This is a genomic window from Kineococcus deserti, from assembly GCF_050871945.1.
Taxonomy (GTDB): Bacteria; Actinomycetota; Actinomycetes; order Actinomycetales; family Kineococcaceae; genus Kineococcus.
This window is the reverse complement of record NZ_JBJLSI010000048.1, coordinates 1-22972: the sequence shown is the minus strand read 5'-3', so window position 1 is coordinate 22972 and position 22972 is coordinate 1. Positions and strand designations below refer to the sequence as shown.

Genomic DNA, 22972 nt, shown 5'->3' with positions numbered 1-22972 from the left:
GCGCGGGACGCCGGAAGCGGCCCCCGGCGTAGGTAAGCTCAGCGCGCCATGCCTGTCGAAGACACCCCGTCCGAGGCGATCGAGCCGGCGCCGATCGCCACCATCGTGCTGCCCTGCTACAACGAGGAAGCGCACGTCCTGCTGGAGATCCAGCGGATCACCAAGGTCATGGACGACGACGGCATGCCGTACGAACTCCTGGCGGTCGACGACTGCTCCACCGACGACACCCTGAAGGTGCTGCGCTCGGTCGAGGACGAGTACCCGCACCTGCGCGTGGTCGCCTTCCGCCGCAACGGCGGCTCGGGCACGGTCCGGCGCATCGGGACGCAGATGGCCCGCGGCGAGATCGTCGTGTGGACCGACGCGGACATGTCCTACGAGAACGAGCGGATCCCCGAGCTGATCAGGGTCCTGCTCGAGGACGACTCCTACGACCAGGTCGTGGGCGCCCGCACCACGGAGGAGGGTTCGCACAAGGCGCTGCGCGTGCCGGCGAAGTTCGTCATCCGCAAGGTCGCCGAGGTGCTCGCCCGGCAGCGGATCCCGGACCTGAACTCGGGGTTGCGCGCGTTCCGCAAGTCGGTGTCGCTGCCGTACCTGCGGCTGCTGCCGGCGGGTTTCTCCTGCGTCACGACCATCACGCTGTCGTTCCTGTGCAACCAGCACGACATCAAGTACGTCCCGACGGCCTACGCCAAGCGCGCCGGGAAGTCGAAGTTCCACTTCACCAAGGACGCCTACCGCTACATCCTGCAGGTGCTGCGGATGATCATGTACTTCGAGCCGCTGCGCGTCCTGATGCCGCTGGCGCTGTTCCTGTTCGGCCTCGGGTTCGTCAAGGGTGTCGTCGACATGTTCCGGCACGCCTTCTACTTCCCGGCCAACACCGTGCTGCTGCTGGTGTCCGGGTTGCTCATCGGGGCGGTGGCGCTGCTGGCCGACCTCGTGGTCCGCTCGCGCGACGACAGCGCGGGGCCGCCCGCATGAGCGCTCGCAGGATCGCGGTGGTGGGGCCCGCCCACCCGAGCAAGGGCGGCATCGCCGTCCACACCACCGAACTGGCCCGGCACCTCGCGGCCGAACCGGGCACCGACGTGAAGCTCGTCTCCTGGCGCAAGCTGTACCCCGAGGCCCTGTACCCCGGGGAACCGCACCTGCCCGACGGGGCTCCGGAGGTTCCCGAGTTCACCCCGACGCTGCGGCCGTTGTCGTGGTCCTCGCCGGCGTCGTGGTGGCGCACCGGCCGCAGGCTGGCCGAGGCCGACCTCGTCGTGCTGGCCCACGTCGTCCCGCTGCAGGTGCCGGCGCTGCTGACCGTCCTGGCCGGGCTGCGCTCCGCGCGCTCGAGCACGCGCACCGTCGTGGTGGCGCACAACGTCCTGCCGCACGAGACCGGTCCGGGGGACGAACTCCTCGTCGCCCGGCTCCTCGCCGCGGTCGACGGCGTGGTCGTGCACTCCGAGCAGCAGGCGGGCCTGGCCCACGCGCACGGCGCCCGCCGCGTCGCCGTGGCCGACCTGCCGCCGCACCTGCCCGGCGGCCCGCGGGTGGACGCCCCGGCCGGGTCGCGCGTCCCGCGCGACGGCGGGGTGCGGTTGCTCAGCCTCGGGGTGGTCCGCGAGTACAAGGGTCTGGACCTGCTGCTGGAGGCCCTCGCCGAGGTCCACCAGCGGGGGTTCGACGCCCGGCTGACCATCGCGGGGGAGTTGTGGGGCGCGGCCGGCCGCCGGGTGCGCGAACTGGCCGGTGCGCCGGGCATGCGCGGGCACGTCGAACTGCGCGAGGGCTACGTCCCCGCGGCCGAGATCGCCGGCCTCATGGCCGCGCACGACGCCCTCGTCCTGCCCTACCGGTCCGGGACGGCGTCGCAGAACGCGATCCTGGCCTTCGCCCACGGCCTGCCGGTCGTGGCCACCCGCGTCGGGTCGTTCCCGGCGCAGGTCCGCGACGGCGTCGACGGTCTGCTCGTCGAACCCGGCAGCGTCCCCGCGCTCGTCGGAGCCCTGCTGGACCTGCGGGACGGCGGGCTGGAACGCCTGCGGGACAACGTCGAAGCGCCCGACCTCGACGAACCCTGGGACCGTTACCTGGCCGCGGTCGAGGCCGCCGCCGAGGGCGGGACGGCCGCCGCCCCGCCCGGGGGCCGCTTGCTGTCGGTCGCCAAGCGCGGCGCCGAACTGGCGCTGTGGACGCGGGTGGGCGTGCAGCGCCGGACCGGCGAGCAGCTCGCGTCCCGTCGGCTGGGTGCCGCCCCCGCCGCCCGGCCGGTGCCCAGCGGGGTCCCGCGCACCGGTGTCCTGCAGGACACCGCCGAGGTCGCCGACGCCGTCGCGCAAGCCAAGCGGCTGCGGTTGCCCGCGCACCCGGACGACCCGAAGAACTGGGACGCCCTCGGTGCGGTGGCCGCGGTGCTGACGCTGGCCGACGACGGCTCCCGCACGGCGCGGGTCCTGGACGCCGGCTCGGCCCGGTACTCCCCGGTCCTGCCGTGGTTGCGGCTGTACGGCCTGGGGGCCGAGAAGGGCGCGCTGGCCGGGATCAACCTGGAGTTCGGGGCGACCGTGCACCGCGACGGGGTGGAGTTCCGCCGCGGCGACGTCACCGACACCGGCCTGGCCGCCGCCTCGCTGGACGCCGTCACCTGCATGTCGGTCATCGAGCACGGCGTGCCGGTGCGGCCCTTCCTGACCGAGACCGCACGCATCCTGCGGCCCGGCGGGATCCTCGCGCTGTCGACCGACTACGACGCCGACCCGCCGGACACGAGCGGCATCACCGCCTACGGCGCCCCGGTGAAGATCTTCTCGCCGGACGACCTGCGGAACCTGGTGGCGACCGCGTCGGCGGTGGGGCTCGACCTCGTCGGGGAACTGACCGACGAGGTGCTCGCCCACCCCGAACGGCCGGTGCACTGGAAGCGCACCGGGCTGGACTACACCTTCGTCCTGCTCACGTTCGTCCGCCGCTGACGGTGCTGAACCGGCTGCTGAAGGCCCTGCGCTCGCCCGTGCTGCGGGTGGGTTTCCTCGTGCTCGTCGTCACGCTGGCGGTCGTGTACGTCGTGCGCGACCGCGCGGCGATCGCACAGGCCTGGTCGCGCCTGGACGCCGTCTCCGTGCTGCTGGCGCTGGTGTTCTCGCTGGCCAACGTCGCGCTGTCGGGCGCCTCGTGGCGTTCGGTGCTGCGCGACCTCGGCTCGCCGCTGCCGGTCGGCGCCGCGGCCCGGGTGTTCTTCGTCGGGCAGCTGGGCCGGTACATCCCGGGCACGGTGTTCCAGTTCGTCGCCCAGGCCGAACTGGCCCGCGACCACGGCGTCCCGCGGCGGCGGACGGGGTCGGCGCTGGCGGTGGCGTTGCTGGTGTCGCTGACGACGTCGTCCCTGCTGATCACCGCGGTGCTGCCGTTCGCCCTGCACGGCAGGCAGATCAGCGGCTGGGAGTGGACCGGCTGGTTGCGCTGGCTCACCCCGTTGCTGCTCGTGCTGCTCGTGCCCGGCGTGCTGAACCCGCTGCTGCGGGTCCTGCTGCGCCTGGCCCGCCAGGAACCGCTGGAGCACCGCATCACCTGGCGCGGGCTGCTGGCCTCGGCCGGCTGGGCCCTCGCCTCCTGGGGCGCCGTCGGGGGGCAGGTGTACGTGCTGGCGCACGCCGTCGGCACCGACTGGGACACCGGGCAGCTGCTGGCCCTGGCCGTCGGGGGGTACTCCCTGGCGTGGATGGCCGGGTTCCTCGTCGTCCTGGCCCCCGCCGGCGCGGGGGCCCGCGAACTGGTGCTGGGGGCGACGATCGCCCTGGCGACCGGATCGGGCGGCGCGGCCGTCGTCGTGCTCGGATCGCGGGTGCTGCTGACGGTCTCGGACCTGCTGCTGGCCTTCGCCGCCCTGGCCGGGCACCGTGCCGAGGTCAGCGCCGCGGCCGAGCGCGAGGTGCACGACCACGGGAGTGCTTGATCACCGAAGTGCTTGATCACCGAAGTGCTTGATCACGGTGGGGAGGAGGCCGCGCGACAGGTGTCGATCCGGTCACGACCGGCCCGCGGGGCGGATCCTGACTGGTGCTCCCCGGCCGTTCTCGGCAGGGTGGAGGGCCGGCAACACGTCCCAGACCCCGATCGAGCGGAGTTCCACGATGCGCCGCAGAGCCGTTCTGACCTCGCTGGCCGCCTCCCCCCTCGTCGTCGCGGGCTGCAGCAGCGGTGAGGGCGTCGACACCGGTGAGGGTGGCGGCTCGTCCGGCGGAGGCGGTGCGGGCAGCGCCTTCGTGGCCGCCGTCAGCGCGCAGCCCGACCAGCTCGACCCGCACAAGACGACCGCCTACGCCGCGTTCCAGGTGCTCGAGAACGTCTACGACACCCTCGTCGTCCCCAGCGCCGACGACCTGTCGATGCAGCCGTCGCTGGCGACGCAGTGGGAGACCAGCCCCGACGGCCTGACCTGGACCTTCACGCTGGCCGAGGGCGTCACCTTCCACGACGGGTCACCGTTCGGCGCGCAGGACGTGGTGTTCTCCTACCGGCGGATCATCGACCAGCAGCTGGCCAACGCCTCGCGCTTCGCGACCGTGGCCGACGTGACGGCCGCCGACGACACGCACCTCGTCGTCACGCTGAACACCCCCACGCCGAACCTGCTCTCGCGCATCGGCGGGTTCAAGGGCATGGCGATCCTGCCCCGGACGGTCGACGAGGCCACGCTGACGACGCAGGCCGTGGGCACCGGCCCCTTCCGGCTGGACGCCTCCTCGGCCAGCGAGATCTCGCTGTCCCGGTTCGAGGAGTACTGGGGCGAGGCCCCCGCCGTCGACGGCGTCACGTTCCAGTTCATCACCGAACCGGCCGCGGCCCTCACCGCGCTGACCACCGACCAGGTCCAGTGGACCGACAACGTGCCGCCGCAGCGGGTGGCCGACCTGGCCGGGGACGACTCCGTCGAGCTCGGCCAGGTCGCCAGCGTCGACTACTGGTACCTGGCGATGAACTGCGCCAAGGCGCCGTTCGACCGCGTGGAGGTGCGGCGGGCGGTCGCCTTCGCGCTGGACCGGGAGGCCATCACCGAGGCGGCCAGGTTCGACACCGCGCGGGTCAACCAGACGGCGATCCCCGAGGGCAGCGAGTGGTACTACGACTACGCGCCCTTCGAGACCGACGTGGACCAGGCGCGGCAGCTGCTGCAGCAGGCGGGTGTCACCACCCCGATCACCATGGGGCTCATGGTCACCTCGGAGTACCCCGAGACGGTGACGGCCGCGCAGGTCATCGCCAGCCAGCTGGAACCCCTGGGCATCACGGTGCAGATCCAGACCGAGGACTTCGCCACCTGGCTGGACCGGCAGGGCCGGGGGGACTTCGACGCGTTCGTGCTGGGCTGGCTGGGGAACATCGACCCGGCCGACTTCTACGAGGAACAGCACCGCACCGACGGGCCGAACAACTACCAGGGGTACTCCAACCCGGTCACCGACGACCTGCTCGACCGGGCCGCCGTCGAGGCCGACCAGGCGACCCGCAAGTCCCTGTACGACCAGGCGGCCAAGCAGATCGTCGACGACGTCTCCTACCTGTTCCTGTACAACCCCGACGCGGTGCAGGCGTGGAAGCCGGGGATCACCGGGTACGAGGTCCGGGCCGACAAGGCGGTGGACTTCGGAACCCTCGCCCTGCCGTCGTGACGGGGCTGGCCCTGCGGCGGACCCTGCAGGCCGTGGTGGTCCTGCTCGGGGTGAGCGTGGCCACGTTCGCCCTCGTGCACCTGGTGCCGGGCGACCCGGTCCGGCTGGCGCTGGGCACCCGCTTCGACCAGGAGACCTACGACGCGCTGCGCGAACGCGCCGGTCTGGACCAGCCCGTCCCGGTGCAGTTCCTGTCCTGGATCGGCAGCGCCGTCACGGGCGACCTGGGGGTCAGCTTCCGGTCCGGTGACCCGGTGACGCTGCTCATCCTGGAACGGCTGCCGGCCACCCTGTCGCTGGCGGTCGCCTCGATCGTGGTGGCGCTGCTCATCGCCGTCCCGCTGGGAACGATCTCGGCGCTGCGACCGCGGTCCGTCGTCGACAGCGCCGGAACGGTCCTGTCCCAGATCGGCATCTCGGTGCCGGAGTTCTGGATGGGCATCATGCTCATCCTGGTGTTCGCCGGGACGCTGGGCTGGTTCCCGGCCAGCGGGTACGTGCCCTTCACCGAGGACCCGGCCGGCTGGTTGCGCTCGCTGGTGCTGCCGGCCGTCACGACCGGCCTGGTCTCGGGCAGCGTGCTGACGCGGTTCACCCGGTCCAGCGTGCTGGAGGCCCTGTCGGCCGAGCACGTCCGCACGGCGCGGGCCAAGGGCCTGGGGGCGCGCGCGGTGCTGAACTGGCACGTGCTGCGCAACGCGCTGCTGCCGCTGGTCACGGTGACGGGCGTGCAGCTGGCCTACCTGCTGTCCGGGGTCGTCGTCGTCGAGATCGTCTTCGCCTGGCCGGGGCTGGGGCAGCTGGCGCTGCAGTCGGTGCAGGCCCGCGACTACCCCGTCCTGCAGGGAGCAGTGCTGCTGTTCGCGCTGGTGTTCCTCGTCCTGAACCTGGTGGTGGACCTGCTGTACTCCAAGCTCGACCCGAGGATCAGCGCGTGAGCGCCGCCGCGGGGGTTCCCGCCGTCGCGGTGCGTCCGCGCGGCAACGGGTTCGTCGACGCGCTGCGGTTGCTGCTGTCGTCCCCGCCGGCGCTGTTCGGCGTCGTCGTGCTGGTCGCCGTGGTGCTGGTGGCGCTGTTCGACGACCAGATCGCCCCGACGGGTGCCAACGAGGTCGACGTGCAGCAGCGGCTGCTGGCGCCGGGACCGGGGCACTGGTTCGGCACCGACGACCTGGGTCGCGACATCCTGTCCCGCGTCGTCCTGGGCGCGAAGGTCTCGCTGCAGGTGGGCGCCGTCGCGGTGGGTTTCTCGCTGGTCTGCGGGGTGCTCGTGGGGTTGTTCGCCGGGTTCTACGGCCGCTGGGCCGACACCGTGCTCATGCGTGCGATGGACGTGCTGTTCGCGTTCCCGGCGATGCTGCTGGCGATCGCGGTCATCGCGATCCTGGGGCCGGGGACGACGAACGCGATGATCGCCATCGGCATCACCTACACCCCCGTGTTCGCGCGGGTGACGCGCTCGGCGGTGCTCGGGGTGCGCGAGACCGTCTACGTGCGCGCGTCCCGGTCGGTCGGCGCCTCGAACCTGCGGCTGCTGTTCCGGCACGTGCTGCCGAACGCGGCACCGCCGATCATCGTGCAGACGTCGGTGAGCCTGGCGTTCGCGGTGCTGGCCGAGGCGGCGCTGTCCTTCGTCGGGCTGGGCACGCAACCGCCGGACCCCAGCTGGGGCCGGATGCTGTCCGAGGGCCGCGGCTACATCGACCTCGCCTGGTGGATCGCGGTGTTCCCGGGGCTGGCGATCGTGCTCCTGGTCCTGTCGTTCAACCTGGTGGGCGACGGGTTGCGGGACGTGCTGGACCCGCAGCAGCGCAGCGCGTTGCAGGCGGGACGGCGCACGGCCGGGCGTCGTCGGAGGGCGGTCCGGTGAGCGTTCTGGAGGTGCGGGACCTGCGGGTCTCGCTGGACACCGCCCGCGGCACCGCGCAGATCGTCAACGGCCTGGACTACTCCGTGGCGGCGGGGGAGACCGTCGCCGTCGTGGGGGAGTCCGGCAGCGGCAAGAGCGTGTCGGTCATGGCGTTGCTGGGCCTGCTGCCCGGGCACGCGAAGGTCACCGGCAGCGCGCTGTTCGAGGGCCGGAACCTCCTGGGCCTGTCCGAGGCGGAACTGCGCACGGTCCGCGGCAACGGCATCGGCATGGTCTTCCAGGACCCGATGACCTCGCTGAACCCCGTGCTGACGGTGGGGCGGCAGCTGACCGAGGGACTGCTCGCGCACCGCGCGGTGCCCTCGAAGCGGGCGGCGCGCGAACGGGCGGCCGAACTGCTGGCCGACGTCGGGTTGCCCGATCCGCGCGGAGCGCTGGAGCGGTACCCGCACGAGCTGTCCGGCGGCATGCGCCAGCGCGTCGTCATCGCGATCGCGCTGGCCGGCAACCCGCGCCTGCTCATCGCCGACGAGGCGACGACGGCGCTGGACGTGACAGTGCAGGCGCAGATCCTCGAACTCGTCGCGCGGTTGCAGTCCGAGCACGGGACCGGGGTCGTCTGGATCACCCACGACCTCGGGGTCGTCGCCGGGATCGCCGACCGGGTGCTGGTGATGTACGGCGGGCGGTGCGTGGAGGACGGCGGCGTCGACGACGTCTTCGACGCCCCCGCCCACCCGTACACGAGGGGCCTGCTGGGGTCGCTGCCGGCGTTGCACGACACGGCCGGCGCGGCCCCCGACCTCGTGGCGATCGCGGGCACCCCGCCGCCGCCGACCGACCTGCCGGCCGGGTGCGTGTTCTGGCCCCGCTGCCCCGTGCGCGGGGACGAGCGGTGCGCCACCGAGCAACCCCCGCTGGTCCCGGTGGGCGGTTCGGCCACGCACCGGGCCGCGACGTTCTACCCCGGAGGGACCCCGTGAACGACGTGCTGGTGCGCGCCCGCGACCTGCAGGTGCACTTCCCGGTGCGCTCCAAGGGGCTGCGGCGCAAGCAGACCGGGGCCGTGCGCGCGGTCGACGGCGTGGACCTGGAGGTGCGCCGGGGCGAGACCCTGGGCCTGGTCGGGGAGTCCGGCTGCGGCAAGTCCACGCTCGGCAACGCGCTGCTGCGGCTGGTCGAGCCGACGGGCGGCACGGTGGAGTTCGACGGGGCCGACGTCACGGCGATGTCGTCCTCGGCGCTGCGGGCGTTGCGGCGCCGCGCCGTCATGGTGTTCCAGGACCCCTACGCCTCCCTGGACCCGAGGATGAGCGTGGGGCAGACGATCGCCGAACCGCTGCAGGTGCACGGCCTGGCCCGTGGCGCGCGGGCGCGCGCGGAACGGGTGGCCGAACTGCTCGACCTGGTCGGCCTGGACCCCTCCGTCGCCGGCCGCTACCCGCACGAGTTCTCCGGCGGGCAGCGGCAGCGGGTCGGCATCGCCCGGGCGCTGGCCGGTGAACCGGACTTCGTCGTGTGCGACGAGGCGATCGCCTCCCTCGACGTCAGCGTCCAGGCGCAGGTCCTGAACCTGCTGCGGTCGCTGCAACGGCGACTGGGCCTGACGCTGCTGTTCGTCTCGCACGACCTGGCGGCGGTGCGGCACCTGTCGGACCGGATCGCGGTGATGTACCTGGGGCGGGTCGTCGAGGTCGCCTCCGCGGCCGACCTCACGGCCTCCCCGCAGCACCCGTACACGCAGGCCCTGCTGTCGGCGGTGCCGGTGCCCTCACCGTCACGGGAACGCACGCGCGAGCGCATCGTGCTGTCCGGGGACGTGCCCTCGGCCGCGCGGATCCCCAGCGGCTGCCGGTTCCGCACCCGCTGCCCGCAGGTCTTCGAGCCCTGCGACAGCGTCGTACCGGCGTTGCAGGAGGTCACCGGCGGTCACGTCGCCGCCTGCCACCTGCACGGGGTGGTGGGCGCACCGGAACGGCTCACCCGCTGAGCCGGCTGCGCAGCCAGGCCCCCACCGCCGGGTCGGTGGTGAGGTCGGCGGCGCGGCGGTAGGCCGCCGCGGCCTCGGGGGAACCCGCGGCCGCGAGCAGGTGCGCGCGGGTCGCCCAGTACGGCTGGAACCGGTCCGCCTCGAGCAGGTCCAGTTCGGCCAGCCCGGCCCCGGGGCCGTGGACCCGGCCCAGCACCGCGGCCTGCGCCACGCGCGATCCCAGGCTGGGCGCGGTCGCGTTCAGCGCCCGGTACAGCGTCAGCAGGGCCGCGTCGTCGGTGCGGCCGGTGCGCCGCCGGTCGGCGTGGACCGCCGCGATGGCCGCCTCGAGCTGGAACCGGCCCAGCGCCCCGGCGGAGGAGGCCCGGCGCAGGAACTGCTCGCCCACATCGAGCCGGGCGGCGTCCCAGGTGGCGGGGTCCTGCTCGTCGAGGGGGACGAAACCGTCCCGGCCGCGCGCGGGGACCAGGTGGGTGACGGCCGCCAGCCCCCACGCCTCGGGGTCGTCCAGGCCTTGCGCGGTGAGCAGTTCGGCCAGCGTGCGGGACAGGTGCCGGGCCTCGTCGGCCCACCCCAGCGCGAGGCAGCCGTAGACGGCCTCCAGCACGGCGGGCAGCCGGTCGGGCAGTTCCGGACGGGCGGGGATGGCGAACCGGATCCGGGTGTCGCGGATGCGGCGCTTGGCCCGGACCAGGCGTTGGGCCATGGCCGGGCCGGGGACGGCGAAGGCGGTCGCGATCGGCGCGGCTTCGAAACCCAGCACGGCCGAGAGCATGAGCGGTGTGCGCACGTTCTGCGCGATGGCCGGGTGCGCGCAGACGAAGAGCAGTTCGAGCCGCTCGTCGGGGAACTCGCCGTCCACCGGTTCGTCCGCCGGAAGGTCGAGGGCGTCCTCCAGCGGCACCGACCGGCGGTGCGCGGCCGACTTCCACACGTCGCGCTGGGTGTTGCGCGCCACCGTCAGCAGCCACGCCTCGGGCCGGGCGGGCACGCCGGTGTCCGGCCACGTCCGCAGCGCCCGTTCCAGGGCGGTCGACAGGGCGTCCTGCGCCAGTTGCAGGTCGCCCGTGCCCGCCGCGAGCAGCGCGACCAGCCGTCCGTAGGACGTGCGGGCCGCGTGCTCGGCGGCGGCGTGGGCGTCGCGGTGGCCGGTGGGGTGAGCGCTGGGGTGGGTCACTCGTCGCCGTGCCAGGCGCCGTCGGCGTAGTGGACGGCGCCCGGGCGGACCTCGACGGCGCCCCACTGCACCGGGGGCGCCTGCTTCGCCCACTCCAGCGCGGCGTCGAGGTCGGGGACGTCGAGGACGAACGTCCCGCCCAGTTGTTCCTTGCTGTCGCTGTAGGGGCCGTCCTGCACCTGCATCGTCCCCGATGCGGCGCTGACGGTCGTGGTGTTCTCCGAGTGCCGCAGGACCTCGGCGGACAGCAGCACCCCGGCGGCGTCGAGGGCCTGGGCGTAGGCGGCGAAGGCGCGCCGGCCCTCGGCGACGCCCTCGGGGCCGAGCTGTTCCTCGGTCATCTCCGGGTAGTGCAGCAGCAGCGTGTAGCGCACGGTCTGGTCCTTCCGTCGGGGCGGCGGTGTCCGGGGTGAACGCCGCTCGCCTCCCTGACGATCCCGACCCGGCCCGATCGACACCGACCGGGGAGCGGTTCTGCAGGCCGCGTCCACCCCGCGCCCGCCACCGGTCAGGCCGCCGGCCCCGCCTCCCGGGCGCGTTCGACGTCCACCAGCGCGTCCCGCAACTGCTGGATCCAGTCCTGCTGGTGCTGGCCGACGAGCCGCACGCACCAGGCCAGCGCCTCGGACCGGGTCCGCGCGACCCCGGCCTCGACGAGGGTGTCCAGGACCTGCCGCTGGGGCTGGCGCAGCCGGGTCATGACGGGGGTGGCGAGGTTGGTGAACAGTTCCTCGGCCTGCCCGCAGCGCGCGCCCCAGGCGACCTTGCGGCCGAACAGCGCCTCGGCCTCGTCGGCGATCCGCATCCGGGCGGGTCGCGTCTCCTCGCGGAACCGGGCGATCCGCCCGGCCTCGGCGCGGCGCGGGGCACCCGCGCCGCCCTCGGGTTCCTCCGGGGCGGCCAGCCGCCCGACGACCACGATCTCCTCGCGGTCGACCGAGACCGACGGTGCGGTCTCGAACCACTCCTGCGGCAACCGGCCGGACAGCCAGGCCGCGACATCAGCGTCGTCGCTCATGCGGCGATTACAAGATTACACGGCAGGTACGTCAAGAGGCGTCGGGCCGTTCGGCGGCGACGCGGCGGAACTCCTCCAGCACCGCCGCGGTGGGGGCGTCCGCGCCCCGGCCCGCGCGGGTCGCGGCGTAGATCGACCGGGCCGGGGCCTGCCCGGCCACCGGCACGACGCGCAGGCCGCTGGGCCGCAACGGGTGGGCCAGGCGCGGGACGAGCGCGACGCCCGCGCCCGCCGCGACCAGCGCCGCCAGGGCGTCGTACTCGGCGGTGTGGTGCCGGACGTCGGGGGCGAAACCCGCGGCCGCACAGGCGCCGGCGGTGATCTGGGCGCAGGCGTCGTCGGGGCCGGCGGCGGCGACCCACTCCTGGTCGGCCAGGTCGGCCAGGTCGATCTCGTCGCGGCCGGCCAGCGGGTGGCCGGCCGGCAGCAGCACGTCGAGGACGTCGGTCAGCAGGTCGACCCGGTCGTAGCGGGCGTCGTCGCGGCGCGGACCGCCGGGGTGGTCCACGGCCACCACCACGTCGAGTTCGCCCGCGTCCAGGCCCGCGACGGCCTCGACGGGGTCGCGTTCGCGCACCAGCAGCCGCATCCCCGGCCGGTCGGCCCGCAACCGCTGCAGCGCGGGGGCGACGACGGCGAAGATCGCGGTGGCCAGCGAGCCGATCCGGACCTCGCCGACCAGGCCGGCGTCGAAGGCCAGCAGGTCGGCGCGGGCCTTCTCCAGCTGTGCCGCGACCGCGTCGGCGTGGGCCAGCAGCACCCGCGCCTGGCCGGTCAGCCGCACCCCACGCCCCTGACGTTCCAGCAACGGCACGTCGAGGTCGCGGGCCAGGCCGGCCAGCTGCTGGGACACCGCCGAAGGGGTCAGGTGCAGCGCCGTCGCGGTGGCGGCGACGGTTCCACGACGCTCGACCTCGCGCAGCAACCGCAGCCGGCGCAGGTCGATCGTGAAGTCCTCGCTGTCGAGACTCATGAGGAAACTCTAGCTGGACTGAACGGTCCGGGGTGGTGGACGATCGGCCCGTGAACCGCCGTGCCGCCCTGCTCTTCGCCGCCCTGGGCCTCGCCTGGGGCATCCCGTACCTGCTCATCAAGGTCGCGGGCGAAGAACTCGCCCCCTCGACGCTCGTCCTGTTCCGGACCGCTCTGGCCGCCCTGGTGCTGGCGCCGATCGCGTTGTCCCGCAAGGACGTCCGCGCCTCCCTGCCGACGCTGGCGAGGCGCTGGCCGGCCCTGGTGGCGTACACGGGGTTCGAGATCGTCGGGCCCTGGCTGTTCCTGGCGCGGGCCGAGCAGGACCTCGACAGCTCCACGACGGCGGTGGTCATCTCGGCGGTTCCGGTGGTCGGGGCGCTCGTCGCGCTGGCCACCCGCCGCGCCGAGCACCTCGGCCGCACCGGGTGGACCGGGCTCGCCCTGGGCACCGCCGGGGTCGCGACCCTGGTGGGGTTCGACCTCGGCCCCGGGCAGTTCGGGGCCGTCGCCGAACTCGCCGTCGTCGTGGTCGGCTACGCGATCGGGCCCGCGGTCCTCGTCCGGCACCTGGCCGACCTGCCGGGGCCCTCGGTCGTCCTCGCCAGCCTGGTGCTGGCGGCGCTGGTGTACGTCCCCGTCGTCGCGCTCGGTCCCGGGCTGCCCGCCGAGCCGCCGTCGGGCCGGGTCGTCGCCTCGCTCGCGGTCCTGGCGGTGGTCTGCACGGCCGGGGCGTTCCTGCTGCTGTTCGCGCTCGTGGGCGAGATCGGGCCGGTGCGGGCCACGGCCATCGTCTACGTCAACCCGGTCGTCGCGGTGGTCGCCGGCGCCGTGGTCCTGGGGGAGCGGATCACGGTGACGACCCTCGCCGGGTTCGCGCTCGTGCTCGTCGGCTCCTCCCTGGCCACCCGGGGACCCCGTGAGCGTTCCGGCCGGGCGCCGGAGCGGCTTACCGTTGAGGTGTGACGGCGGCACCTGACGGGGAACTGCGCTGGGCGCCCGGCCGCCCCGTCCCCGTCGCCCGCACGCTGCGGGGGTTGCGCCGCGGCGCCGGCGACCCGACGTTCCGCGCCGACCCCGACGGCACCGTCTGGCGCGCGACACGCACTCCCGAAGGCCCTGCGCTGCTGCGGGTCCGGGCCCGCCCGGGCGACGCGGAGGTGGAGGCCCAGGCCTGGGGACCGGGTACGGCCTGGGTGCTGGACGGGGTGCCCGAGCTGCTCGGCGCCGCCGACGACACCTGGGACGAGTTCGTGCCCCGTCCCGAGCACCCGGCGCTGGTCGAGGCGTGGCGGGCCCACCCGCACTGGCGCGTCGGGCGCACCCGTGCGGTGTTCGAGGCCCTGTCGGCCTCGGCCCTCGAGCAGGTCGTCACCGGGGTCGAGGCGTTCGCCGCGTGGCGGCGGCTCGTGCAGCGCTTCGGCGAACCCGCCCCCGGCCCCGCGGGCCTGCGGCTGCCGCCCACGCCGCAGCAGTGGACGCGGATCCCGTCCTGGGAGTGGCTGCAGGCCGGGGTCGAACTGCGCCGCCGGAAGGTGACGATCCTGGCCGCCCCGCGCGCCGGCGGCCTGGAGAAGACCCTGGCCATGGCTCCCGAGGCGGCCGACACCGCGCTGCGGTCGCTGACCGGGGTGGGCGTGTGGACGTCGGCCGAGGTGCGTCAGCGTGCCCACGGGCACGCCGACGCGTTCAGCTTCGGGGACTACCACGTCGCCAAGGACGTCTCCTGGGCGCTGACGGGGGAGGTGCTCGACGACGCCGGCTGCGCGCAGGTCATCGAGTGTTACCGCGGGCACCGGTTCCGGGTGCAGCAGCTGCTGAGGTTCGCCGGTGCCGCGCGGCCCCGGCGGGGGCCGCGGATGACGTTGCCCACGCACACGCCCAACCGGGCGGTGCGGTCGCTGCGGGTGCGGGGCGGGTGAACGCCGGTCAGGACTCCTTCGCCGGGGGCTTGGGGCTGTTCGAGCGCGCCTGCGCGACCGCGTGCCGGTACTGCTTGGCCGCCGACAGCTGCGAGAACGCCAGGAAGCGCAGGCCCGAGGCCCGCGAGCCCGTCGCGTAGGCGAAGTCGTCGACGACGTGCATGCGCTCGCTCCAGCGCATCTTGGCGACGTTCGGGCCGGGGGAGAAGTTCACGAAGCGGTCGCCGCGGGCGATCGCCGAGCGCACGACCTCGGCCTGCAGCAACGTGACCGCGGAGAACTCCCAGTAGTCCGGGTTCAGGCCCGAGGAGTGGACGTAGGAACTGCCCGCGGCGTGCAGGGCCAGCTGGACCGCGACGACCTCCCCGTCGACGACGAGTTCGACCAGGCTGGCCTCCTTGGCGTCGGCGAGCCGGGGGATCAGCCGCAGCAGCAGGTCCCGGCGGGTCGCGTCGGCGTAGGCGTCGGGGTGGCTGGAGGACGTGCCCTCGAAACCGGCGCGGGCCGAGTGCAGGGCGAAGAAGCGGCGGACGGCGGTCTCGTCGACCTCGGTGCCCTCCAGCGTGCGCACGTGCCAGTCGCGGCCGCTCTTGGTGAGCCGGTTGCGGCTGCGGCGCAGGCTCTCCTTGAGGTTGCGCTTCAGGCGCAGCTCCTCCCAGGAGCCGCTCAGCGGCAGCACGACGCACGCGCGGGCGGCACGGTGGCTGTAGTGCGGGGCCTCGGCCGTGGTGTCCTCCACCCAGCCGGGCTCGAACCAGGCCTGGTCGCGGGCGATGGACACCTCCGCCCAGTCGGCGCCGGCGTCGCGGCTCCAGCGCACGACGGCCTGGTGGACGTCGCGGGCCTGGCGGTCGGTGGTGAGGACCTGCGGCAGCTCCAGGGCGGTCGACTGCCCGTAGCCGACCGGCACGACGCGCCGGCCGAGCGGCAGCCGGCGCGGGCCCACGACCTGCTCGTACATCGGCGCGACCCCGGCGAGCGCGCCGGCGCCGTCGCGCACCCACAGCAGGTGGCGGCGGGAGGCGTCGGGGACGTAGCTGCGGTACCACTCCAGCACCCAGTCAGGGCTGCAGAAGGGGTTGCCCACCCCCGTCTGCCGGCCGTGCAGGCCGTCCCACTCGCCGCGCTGCTCGGCCGTGAGCGTGGTCGTGTCGACCCGCTCCACCGCGTACCCCGTCGTCGCCACCATGTCGTCTCCCCCGAAGCGTCGTCATCCGGTCGCCCCCACCAGTCCACCCCCTGCGGTTGCCGGAGGACTGTGCGCTAGCAGTGACTACCGCGCGCGAGGTTACGCCAACTGTCCGTGATCCGGAGGACCTTCGCACCCACCCGGACCCGTGGAACGGACTCCCGTCAGCGCGGGTGTTCGACGACCCGCACGAGGACCCCGTCGGGACCGCGTTCGACGAGCCCGACGAGGAACTCCGTCCACAGCGCGGCCAGCACCCGCTGGGTGAGCGCGCCGAGGGAGAACTCGTCGGCGGCCTCCAGGTGCAGGGCGGGACCCTTGACGTGCACCCGGCCGCCGGTGACCGGGCCGGCGGCCAGCGACACCTCGGCGGCGCGCCGCAGCCGGTCCGTCAGCGTGCCGGCCTCGACGGGCGGGGGCTCGACGCCTCCGGCGCCGAGGGCGGCGCGCACCGCCTCGACGTGCCCGAGCCGGAACCAGTCGCCGGCCGCGGTGCGCACGAGCGAGCGGGCACCGGGGCGGTCGTCGGCGTCCAGGGGCAGCACCAGGTCGCCCAGCCCGCGGATCAGGGCGGCCGGAACCCCGCTGGTCTTGCCCTTGACCAGGTCCGCGGCCGCGGCGATCTCGTCGACCACGGCGCGCGCGGTGACGCTCAGTTCGCGGCCGGAGGTGTCGGTGCTGCCGCGCAGGTCGTCCAGGACGTCCAGGCCGGCGACCCCGAGGGCGAAGTCGGTCTGCCCGGCTCGCCAGGGCCGGCCGGCGGTGTCGGTGACGACGACCCCGACGACGGCGCCGGTGAGTTCGTGCAGCTGCGCCCGCACCTGGCGCGCGGCGGCGTCGGGGTCGGCGGGCAGCGTCAGGACGATGTCGCCCTCCACGTTGGAGGCGTCGACCCCGGCCGCGGCCATCACGGGGCCCGCGGCGGCCTCGACGATCCGCGCCGTCCCGTTCGGGGTGCGCCGCGCGGCGACCAGGCGCCGCGACTCGCGCAGCACGACCTCGTCGCGGGCCGCTGCCGGGGCGGTCAGGCCCAGGGCCTTGGACACGACCTTGCTGGAGACGGCGATGACGTCGCCGTCGCTGAGCGAGGCGCGCTGGGCGTGCAGCGCGTCGACGACCAGACCGGCGACGTCGTCGCCCTCGTGGACCTCGCCGATGCCGCTGAGGCCCACGACCTGCAGGTGGCTGGGAGTGCTGGGGGAGGTGGGGGGAACCGTCACGCGGCGCGGTCCTTCCGGATCAGGTCCCGGGCGAGGTCGAGGGTCGCCCCCGCGAGCGCCGCGGTCGCCTCGGGCGAGCTCATGAGCAGCGGGCGCCGCACCACCCGCAGGCCGGACCGCACGGGCGGCTCGTCCTCCTCGGCGATCAGCCAGCCGTCGAGGAAGTCCTCGTACAGCCCCGCGACGGCGGCCGCGGTCGTCGGGACGCCGATGGCGGCCAGGCACGCGTCGGCCATCCCGCGCACGGGCGCTCCGCCGATGACGGGGGAGACGCCCACGACGGGTGCCGCGGTCCGCGTCATCGCCGCGCGCACGCCGGGGACCTGCAGGATCGTCCCGATCGACACGACGGGGTTGCTCGGGGGCAGGACGACGACGTCGGCCTCGTCGATCGCTTCCAGGACGCCGGGTGCGGGGCTGGCCTGCGCCGCGCCGACGGGCTCGAGGGCCAGCGCGGGGACGGCGGCGTGCAGCCGCACCCACCACTCCTGGAAGTGCACCCGGCGCACCGAGCCGTCGGCTCCGGCGAGGTCGACGTGCGTCTCCACGACGTCGTCGGTCATGGGGAGCAGCCGGACCCCGGGCTGCCAGCGCTCGCACAGCCGGGCCGTGACCTGGGACAGGGTCGCGCCCTCGGCGAGCATCCGGGTGCGCACGAGGTGGGTGGCGATGTCCTTGTCGCCGAGGGTGAACCAGGACGGACCGGCGTCGTAGGCGGCCAGTTCGTCGGCGACCCCGGAGGTCTCGGCCGACCGGCCCCAGCCGCGGACCTCGTCGATCCCGCCGCCGAGGGTGTACATCACCGAGTCCAGGTCGGGGCAGATCCGCAGCCCGTGCAGCGTCACGTCGTCGGCGGTGTTGCCGATCACGGTGACGGTCGCCTCGCGGCGGGCCGGGTCGGGGGAGGAGCGCAGGTGCGCCAGCAGGCCGCGCAGGAAGCGGGCACCTCCGACACCGCCGGCCAGGGCCGTGATCCGCAGGGGGTCGGGGGTCCGGGTCGCATCGGCAGTCGGGTCGCTCACGGTGGCCATCATCTCCTGTCCGCCGGAGCGCCACCCCCGTGGAGCCCGCGCGAACGTGTGTCTCGTGTGACGAACGCGTCTGCTGATCGCGTGCGGGAGGCGAGATACCACGCTGGGCTTGACTCCGGGGGACGACACGCGTGTAATTCCACCAGTGGTGGTCGTCAGTGACGGTCACATCACCGGGAGTGACAGGACCGAGCCTGCGGGGGCCACCATGAGTGACGAGATCGAGTACCTCGACGACGAGGACACCGCGCTGGACGGCGGTGACGCCGCGGTGGGTGTGCTCGCGGTGGACGGCCGGCCCGAGCTGAGCCTGGTCGACCTGACCGGCGGCCTCACCGGTGTCTCCGGCCTCACCCCGGAGGACCCGGGCTGGCAGGAGCTGGCCCTGTGCGCCCAGACCGACCCCGAGGCCTTCTTCCCCGAGAAGGGCGGCTCCACCCGCGAGGCCAAGCGGGTCTGCCAGTCCTGCGAGGTCCGCCAGGAGTGCCTGGAGTACGCCCTGGCCAACGACGAGCGCTTCGGCATCTGGGGCGGCCTGAGCGAACGCGAGCGTCGTCGCCTGAAGCGTCGCATCAGCTGACCTCCAGCACTGAAGTCGCAGCCCCGACCTGACGATGGAGAAGGTCGGGGAGGGGTCCACCTCCCCCGTGCCCACGCGGGAGAGTCGCCATGAACCAGTCGATCTGGGAGCGCCGGCAGGCCGTCGCCTCCCGGCTCGAAGGTCACGTCCAGCACCAGGACACCGTGCGGGCCGAGCTGACGTCGTCGTTGGCCGCGGCCTCCCTGTGCCCCGAGGACGTCGACCCCCACGGACACCTGTCGGCCGCGTTGTCGACCCTGGCCCACGTCGCCACCGCCCACCCCGGCTTCGACCTGCTCCTGGCCGTCCCCGCCGCCGGGGGCCACGGGCTGCGGCTGCGCAGCGACGAGTCCGGCGCGGTGCACCTCGAGGTCGTCGCGCTGAACGTCGAGGACGCCGCGCAGCAGGCCGTCGCCTCCGAACTCGCCTCGCTCCTGTGGCAGCGCTGAGCGCCTCCGGGCTGAAACGTCACACGTTCGGCCGCTGAAGTCGCCTCCCCCCGCGGACGATCACTCCTCCGAGCCGGTGTTCCTGTCCGGCGGCACGTCACCGCTGACTGTCTCGTGCAGCCTCCCGGCGCCACCACCGGGAGCGCACGCCGGAAGAGGAGTTCCGCATGACCCTGCTGCTGCGCCGCGTCCGGGTGGGCGCGCGCTTCGCGATCGCCTTCGGGGTGATCCTCGCGCTCACGCTGACCACCGGGGCCGTGGCCCTGGTCGGCAGCCGCGAGCAGTCCCGGTCGCTGCGCCAGGCGCAGGACACGACCGAGCTCGTGCAGTACGTCACCGAGCAGAAGTACTGGGACGCCGACATCACCGGCTGGCAGGCCGCCTACGCCTGGGACACCTACCGCATCGGCGTCGAGGCCGCGCTGGACGACACCTCGCCCAACCGCGCCGGCTTCATCGCCGACCGCACCGCGCTCATCGCCGCGCTGAAGTCGGCCCCGACCGAGCTGATGACCGACAGCGAGCGGGCCGTCAACGACCAGCTGCTCGACCTGTGGGACCAGTTCTTCGACGCCGACAACCGCGCCGTCTACGCCTACCGCGACGGCCGCACGGCCGACGCCGAGGCGTACGTCCTCGAACGTGGTCAGCCCGTCTACCAGCAGGTCCTGGTCCTGACCGACCAGCTCGAGCAGTCCTTCGCCGACCGCGCGGCCGCCGCCGACGCGCACGCCGTGCGCGTCGCCCGCACCAGCCAGACGCTCATCGCCGTGTTCGTGGCGCTGGCCGTCGTCCTGGTGGCCCTGATGCTGCTGGCCCTCATCCGGACCGTCGTCGTGCCGCTGCGCCAGCTCACCGCCCGCGCCGAGGAGGTCGCCGCGGAGCGGCTGCCCGAGGCCATCGGTGTCGTCCGGTCGCTGCCGGCCGACGCGCAGCCGCCGACGCTGCCGGCCTTCGAGGTCGGCGCACGCGACGAGCTGTCGGCCCTGGCCGTCGCCTTCAACCACGTCCAGGACAGCGCCCTGGACCTGGCCGTCGAGCAGCACCGCGCCGACCGCGCGGCCGCCGAGATGCTGGTCAACCTGGGCCGGCGCAACCAGAACCTGCTGACCCGCACGCTGGCCTACCTGGCCGACCTCGAGCGCGGCGAGCGCGACCCCGAGGTCCTGGACAAGCTGTTCCGCCTCGACCACCTGTCGACGCGTGTGCGCCGCAACGCCGAGTCGATGCTCGTGCTGGCCGGCGCCGAGCAGACCCGCACGAAGTCGCGTCCGGCCCCGGTGACCGGTGTGGTGCGCGCGGCCCTGGCCGAGATCGAGGACTACCCGCGCGTCGACCTGCCCGTCCTGGACGGCGCGAGGCTGCACGGCAGCGCCGCCGCCGACGTCACCCACCTGCTCGCCGAGCTGCTGGAGAACGCGACCGCGTTCTCGCCCAGCACCACGCGGGTCGTCGTCACCGGCGCGGTGCGCCCCGAGGGCGGCTACCGGCTGAGCATCACCGACTTCGGTGTCGGGATGAGCCCGGCCGAGCTGGAGCAGGCCAACGAGCGCATCGCCACCGCGGCCACCACCCGTCCGGACTCCCGGCTGCTGGGGCACCACGTCGTGGGTCTGCTCGCCGACCGCTGGTCGATCGCCGTCCGCCTGACCGCGGGCGCGACCGTCGGGGTCGTGGCGATCGTCGACCTGCCGCCGATGCTCGTCGTCGAGGCCGCGCCGGCTCCGGACGTCGTCGCCGAACCGGTCGCCGCCGAACCGGTCGTGGAACCCGTCGCGGCGGAACCCGTCGTCGCGGAACCCGTTGCGGCGGAACCCGTCGCCGCGGAGCCCGTGCTCGTGGGGGCCCCGGCCGTCGTGGAGGACGTCGCCGCCCCGGCTCCGGTCCCGGCTCCGGTCCAGGCTCCGGCCCCCGCCCTGCCGGTCGCCTCCACCGGCCCGGTGACCCGCGTCCGCGGCGCCCAGCTGGGGGAGCTCGGCCGTGACCTGGGCCGCACGGCCGAGGACGGCCAGGGACCGCAGGTCGCCGCCCTGCCCGCGCAGCTGAGGAGCACCTCCGTCCCGACGCGGGTGCGGGGCGCGCAGCTGCCCGACACCGGCGACGACACCGCGGCCACCGCCGCGACCTCCCGCTCCGCCGAGGAGGTCCGTCGCGGCCTGTCCGGCCTGCAGAGCGGTGTGGCCCGCGCCCGTCGCGACGCGGCCGAGAACACCCCGTCCAGCACGACCGAGAGCGAGTGAGCCCCGTGAGCCTCAGCCCGACCGTCAGCCAGAACGCCCAGGACGTCAACTTCCTGCTGGAACGCTTCGTCGCGCAGACCCCCGGGGTCGAACAGGCCATCGGGGTCTCCTCCGACGGGCTGCTCATGACGATGCGCGCGGACCTGGCGCGCGCCGACGCCGACAAGCTCGCCGCCACCGTCTCGGGGCTGACGACGCTGGCCGTCTCGGCCTCGCGCCTGCTGGCCAAGGGACCGCTGAGCCAGGTGATCACCGAGTTCGGGCAGGGCTACCTGCTGGTCTCCTCGATCGCCGGCCGCGCGTGCCTGGGCGTCGTCACCAGCGCCGACTGCGACCTCGGGCTCGTCGGGTACGAGACGACGATGCTCGTCGAGCGCGTCGGGGCGCTGCTGACGCCGGAGCTCGTCACCGAGCTGAAGACGTCGTTGCAGCTGTGAACGGCGACGAGCACGACCCCGAGGACTTCGACGAGTTCGACCGTCCCTTCCTCGGCAGCTCGACCTCCGTCTCGGCGCCGGCCGCCGCCCAGCAGGCCGCGGACGCGCACGGGGACGAGGGCGAGGACGAGGACGAGGGCGGGGACGGGGACGAGGTGCGCGCCTACCTGCTCACCGGCGGCCGCACCGGGGGAGGGGCCGCCGGCATCGCCATGGAGACGACGGCCGTCGTCACCGAGCTCGGCGGCCGGCTGGCCGCCGGACCCGGCCTGCCGTTCGAGCCGGGCCAGGTCCTGGCGGTCTGCACGCAGGCCCGCTCGGTCGCCGAGGTCGCCGCCCTGGTGGGGATCCCGCTGGGCGTGGCCCAGGTGCTGGTCGGCGACCTCGTCGCCCGTGAACTGCTCATCACGACGTCCACCGCGAAGTCCCTCGCGTTCGACGTCTCGTTCATCGAGAGGTTGATCAACGGTGTCGCTGCACTCTGAACTCCGCCCCGGCGCGCCCGCCCCGGCGGCTCCCGTGAAGCGCCCCCCGATCCCGGTCAAGATCCTGGTCTCCGGCGGGTTCGGCGTCGGCAAGACCACCACCGTGGGGGCGCTGTCGGAGATCGAGCCGCTGAGCACCGAGGCCGCGATGACCTCGGCCTCCGTCGGCGTCGACTACGCCGGCGAGGCCAGCGAGAAGACGACGACGACCGTGGCGATGGACTTCGGCCGCGTCACGATCGACGACAGCATCGTCCTGTACATGTTCGGCACCCCCGGGCAGGACCGGTTCGGCTTCATGTGGAACGACCTGGCCGACGGCGCGCTCGGCGGGATCGTGCTGGTCGACCCCAGCCGGATCGACGACTGCTTCGTGGCGCTGGACTACTTCGAGAAGATCGGCCTGCCGTTCGTGCTGGCCGTCAACTCCTTCGCCGGCCGCACCCAGCTGACGCTGGACCAGGTCCGGGCCGCCGCCAACGTCGACCCCGCCGTCCCGGTGGTGGCCCTCGACGCGCGCCGGCGCGAGGACGTCAAGCGTGCCGTCCTGACCCTGCTGCAGCTCATCCTCAGCCGGGCCCGCTCGGCCCGCTAGTTGTACCCAGCCAGGACGTTGGTGACAGCGCGTCGGCTTGAACACGGGAGGACCCCCAGGTGGGGTGTGACTTGTCGAAGGTCCACATCCACCCGGAGGTCCTCGTGGCCCACGCTAACGCCCGCACC

General features: G+C 74.2%; 23 protein-coding genes. 16 read left to right on the top strand and 7 right to left on the bottom strand.

The window, feature by feature from the left end; all coding sequences use genetic code 11:
* The first annotated feature begins 48 nt into the window (after window positions 1–48).
* The 8 genes from ACRYR2_RS23390 to ACRYR2_RS23355 all read left to right on the top strand — a co-directional run bounded on the left by ACRYR2_RS23390 (window position 49) and on the right by ACRYR2_RS23355 (window position 9529).
* Window positions 49–990 carry a glycosyltransferase family 2 protein gene (locus ACRYR2_RS23390; RefSeq protein ID WP_432565299.1) on the top strand — a complete coding sequence of 314 codons (942 nt, stop codon included), beginning with the start codon at window positions 49–51 and terminating at the stop codon, window positions 988–990.
* A complete protein-coding gene (locus tag ACRYR2_RS23385) occupies window positions 987–2972 on the top strand; it encodes a glycosyltransferase (protein WP_432565298.1) in 1986 nt (661 codons plus the stop codon). The genes ACRYR2_RS23390 and ACRYR2_RS23385 overlap by 4 nt, the downstream gene beginning before the upstream one ends.
* 2 nt (window positions 2973–2974) lie before the next feature.
* Window positions 2975–3952 (top strand): lysylphosphatidylglycerol synthase domain-containing protein, encoded by a 978-nt coding sequence (locus ACRYR2_RS23380; protein WP_432565297.1) that lies wholly within the window; start codon window positions 2975–2977, stop codon window positions 3950–3952.
* Window positions 3953–4130: 178 nt separating this feature from the next.
* Complete coding sequence (locus ACRYR2_RS23375) at window positions 4131–5669, top strand: ABC transporter substrate-binding protein (protein WP_432565296.1); 1539 nt, start codon at window positions 4131–4133, stop codon at window positions 5667–5669.
* The gene (locus ACRYR2_RS23370; RefSeq protein WP_432565295.1) at window positions 5666–6607 is read left to right on the top strand and encodes an ABC transporter permease; all 942 of its coding nucleotides are present in this window, start codon (window positions 5666–5668) and stop codon (window positions 6605–6607) included. Before ACRYR2_RS23375 ends, ACRYR2_RS23370 begins: the two co-directional genes overlap by 4 nt.
* Window positions 6604–7539, top strand: coding sequence for an ABC transporter permease (locus ACRYR2_RS23365; RefSeq protein ID WP_432565294.1), 936 nt, complete (start codon window positions 6604–6606; stop codon window positions 7537–7539). The genes ACRYR2_RS23370 and ACRYR2_RS23365 overlap by 4 nt, the downstream gene beginning before the upstream one ends.
* Complete coding sequence (locus tag ACRYR2_RS23360) at window positions 7536–8522, top strand: ABC transporter ATP-binding protein (RefSeq protein WP_432565293.1); 987 nt, start codon at window positions 7536–7538, stop codon at window positions 8520–8522. Before ACRYR2_RS23365 ends, ACRYR2_RS23360 begins: the two co-directional genes overlap by 4 nt.
* Window positions 8519–9529 (top strand): ABC transporter ATP-binding protein, encoded by a 1011-nt coding sequence (locus ACRYR2_RS23355; protein ID WP_432565292.1) that lies wholly within the window; start codon window positions 8519–8521, stop codon window positions 9527–9529. Before ACRYR2_RS23360 ends, ACRYR2_RS23355 begins: the two co-directional genes overlap by 4 nt.
* On the opposite strand, the gene ACRYR2_RS23350 is transcribed toward ACRYR2_RS23355, so the two are convergent.
* The 4 genes from ACRYR2_RS23350 to ACRYR2_RS23335 form a co-directional block, all read right to left on the bottom strand.
* The gene (locus tag ACRYR2_RS23350; protein ID WP_432565291.1) at window positions 9519–10706 is read right to left on the bottom strand and encodes an RNA polymerase sigma factor; all 1188 of its coding nucleotides are present in this window, start codon (window positions 10704–10706) and stop codon (window positions 9519–9521) included. The two genes, ACRYR2_RS23355 and ACRYR2_RS23350, sit on opposite strands and share 11 nt — an antisense overlap.
* Window positions 10703–11080, bottom strand: coding sequence for a YciI family protein (locus tag ACRYR2_RS23345; RefSeq protein ID WP_432565290.1), 378 nt, complete (start codon window positions 11078–11080; stop codon window positions 10703–10705). Before ACRYR2_RS23345 ends, ACRYR2_RS23350 begins: the two co-directional genes overlap by 4 nt.
* Window positions 11081–11214: 134 nt before the next feature.
* Window positions 11215–11724 (bottom strand): hypothetical protein, encoded by a 510-nt coding sequence (locus ACRYR2_RS23340; RefSeq protein WP_432565289.1) that lies wholly within the window; start codon window positions 11722–11724, stop codon window positions 11215–11217.
* A gap of 31 nt (window positions 11725–11755) precedes the next feature.
* Complete coding sequence (locus ACRYR2_RS23335) at window positions 11756–12697, bottom strand: LysR substrate-binding domain-containing protein (RefSeq protein ID WP_432565288.1); 942 nt, start codon at window positions 12695–12697, stop codon at window positions 11756–11758.
* A gap of 50 nt (window positions 12698–12747) precedes the next feature.
* On the opposite strand from ACRYR2_RS23335, the gene ACRYR2_RS23330 reads away from it, so the two are divergent.
* Window positions 12748–13662, top strand: a complete 915-nt coding sequence (locus ACRYR2_RS23330; protein WP_432565287.1) for a DMT family transporter — start codon at window positions 12748–12750, stop codon at window positions 13660–13662.
* The gene (locus ACRYR2_RS23325) at window positions 13659–14618 is read left to right on the top strand and encodes a DNA-3-methyladenine glycosylase family protein (protein ID WP_432565286.1); all 960 of its coding nucleotides are present in this window, start codon (window positions 13659–13661) and stop codon (window positions 14616–14618) included. Before ACRYR2_RS23330 ends, ACRYR2_RS23325 begins: the two co-directional genes overlap by 4 nt.
* Before the next feature lie 7 nt (window positions 14619–14625).
* Here ACRYR2_RS23325 and ACRYR2_RS23320 read toward each other — a convergent pair whose 3' ends face one another.
* The 3 genes from ACRYR2_RS23320 to cofD form a co-directional block, all read right to left on the bottom strand.
* The gene (locus ACRYR2_RS23320) at window positions 14626–15807 is read right to left on the bottom strand and encodes a GNAT family N-acetyltransferase (protein WP_432565285.1); all 1182 of its coding nucleotides are present in this window, start codon (window positions 15805–15807) and stop codon (window positions 14626–14628) included.
* 164 nt (window positions 15808–15971) lie between these two features.
* Window positions 15972–17027 carry a coenzyme F420-0:L-glutamate ligase gene (gene cofE, locus ACRYR2_RS23315; protein WP_432565284.1) on the bottom strand — a complete coding sequence of 352 codons (1056 nt, stop codon included), beginning with the start codon at window positions 17025–17027 and terminating at the stop codon, window positions 15972–15974.
* Complete coding sequence (gene cofD / locus ACRYR2_RS23310; RefSeq protein WP_432565307.1) at window positions 17024–18007, bottom strand: 2-phospho-L-lactate transferase; 984 nt, start codon at window positions 18005–18007, stop codon at window positions 17024–17026. Before cofD ends, cofE begins: the two co-directional genes overlap by 4 nt.
* A 301-nt stretch (window positions 18008–18308) precedes the next feature.
* Between cofD and ACRYR2_RS23305 the strand changes: the two genes are divergently transcribed.
* From ACRYR2_RS23305 to ACRYR2_RS23280, 6 genes are all read left to right on the top strand, one after another.
* On the top strand, window positions 18309–18638 hold the full coding sequence (locus tag ACRYR2_RS23305; RefSeq protein ID WP_432565306.1) for a WhiB family transcriptional regulator: 330 nt from the start codon (window positions 18309–18311) through the stop codon (window positions 18636–18638).
* 89 nt (window positions 18639–18727) lie between these two features.
* A complete protein-coding gene (locus ACRYR2_RS23300; protein ID WP_432565283.1) occupies window positions 18728–19087 on the top strand; it encodes a hypothetical protein in 360 nt (119 codons plus the stop codon).
* A 167-nt stretch (window positions 19088–19254) separates the two neighbouring features.
* Window positions 19255–21327: a sensor histidine kinase gene (locus tag ACRYR2_RS23295; protein ID WP_432565282.1), complete on the top strand. Its 2073-nt coding sequence runs from the start codon at window positions 19255–19257 to the stop codon at window positions 21325–21327.
* A gap of 5 nt (window positions 21328–21332) precedes the next feature.
* Window positions 21333–21764: a roadblock/LC7 domain-containing protein gene (locus tag ACRYR2_RS23290; RefSeq protein WP_432565281.1), complete on the top strand. Its 432-nt coding sequence runs from the start codon at window positions 21333–21335 to the stop codon at window positions 21762–21764.
* The gene (locus tag ACRYR2_RS23285) at window positions 21761–22249 is read left to right on the top strand and encodes a DUF742 domain-containing protein (protein WP_432565280.1); all 489 of its coding nucleotides are present in this window, start codon (window positions 21761–21763) and stop codon (window positions 22247–22249) included. The genes ACRYR2_RS23290 and ACRYR2_RS23285 overlap by 4 nt, the downstream gene beginning before the upstream one ends.
* Window positions 22250–22283: 34 nt before the next feature.
* The gene (locus tag ACRYR2_RS23280) at window positions 22284–22844 is read left to right on the top strand and encodes a GTP-binding protein (RefSeq protein ID WP_432565279.1); all 561 of its coding nucleotides are present in this window, start codon (window positions 22284–22286) and stop codon (window positions 22842–22844) included.
* The last annotated feature ends 128 nt before the right edge of the window (window positions 22845–22972 follow it).

Excerpts from the sequence above, each read along its gene's own strand:
- ACRYR2_RS23390 (WP_432565299.1), top strand. The coding sequence starts at position 49 with ATGCCTGTCGAAGACACCCCGTCCGAGGCGATCGAGCCGGCGCCGATC.
- ACRYR2_RS23385 (WP_432565298.1), top strand. The coding sequence starts at position 987 with ATGAGCGCTCGCAGGATCGCGGTGGTGGGGCCCGCCCACCCGAGCAAG.
- ACRYR2_RS23375 (WP_432565296.1), top strand. The coding sequence starts at position 4,131 with ATGCGCCGCAGAGCCGTTCTGACCTCGCTGGCCGCCTCCCCCCTCGTC.
- ACRYR2_RS23340 (WP_432565289.1), bottom strand. The coding sequence starts at position 11,724 with ATGAGCGACGACGCTGATGTCGCGGCCTGGCTGTCCGGCCGGTTGCCG.
- ACRYR2_RS23335 (WP_432565288.1), bottom strand. The coding sequence starts at position 12,697 with ATGAGTCTCGACAGCGAGGACTTCACGATCGACCTGCGCCGGCTGCGG.
- ACRYR2_RS23320 (WP_432565285.1), bottom strand. The coding sequence starts at position 15,807 with ATGGTGGCGACGACGGGGTACGCGGTGGAGCGGGTCGACACGACCACG.
- ACRYR2_RS23300 (WP_432565283.1), top strand. The coding sequence starts at position 18,728 with ATGAACCAGTCGATCTGGGAGCGCCGGCAGGCCGTCGCCTCCCGGCTC.
- ACRYR2_RS23295 (WP_432565282.1), top strand. The coding sequence starts at position 19,255 with ATGACCCTGCTGCTGCGCCGCGTCCGGGTGGGCGCGCGCTTCGCGATC.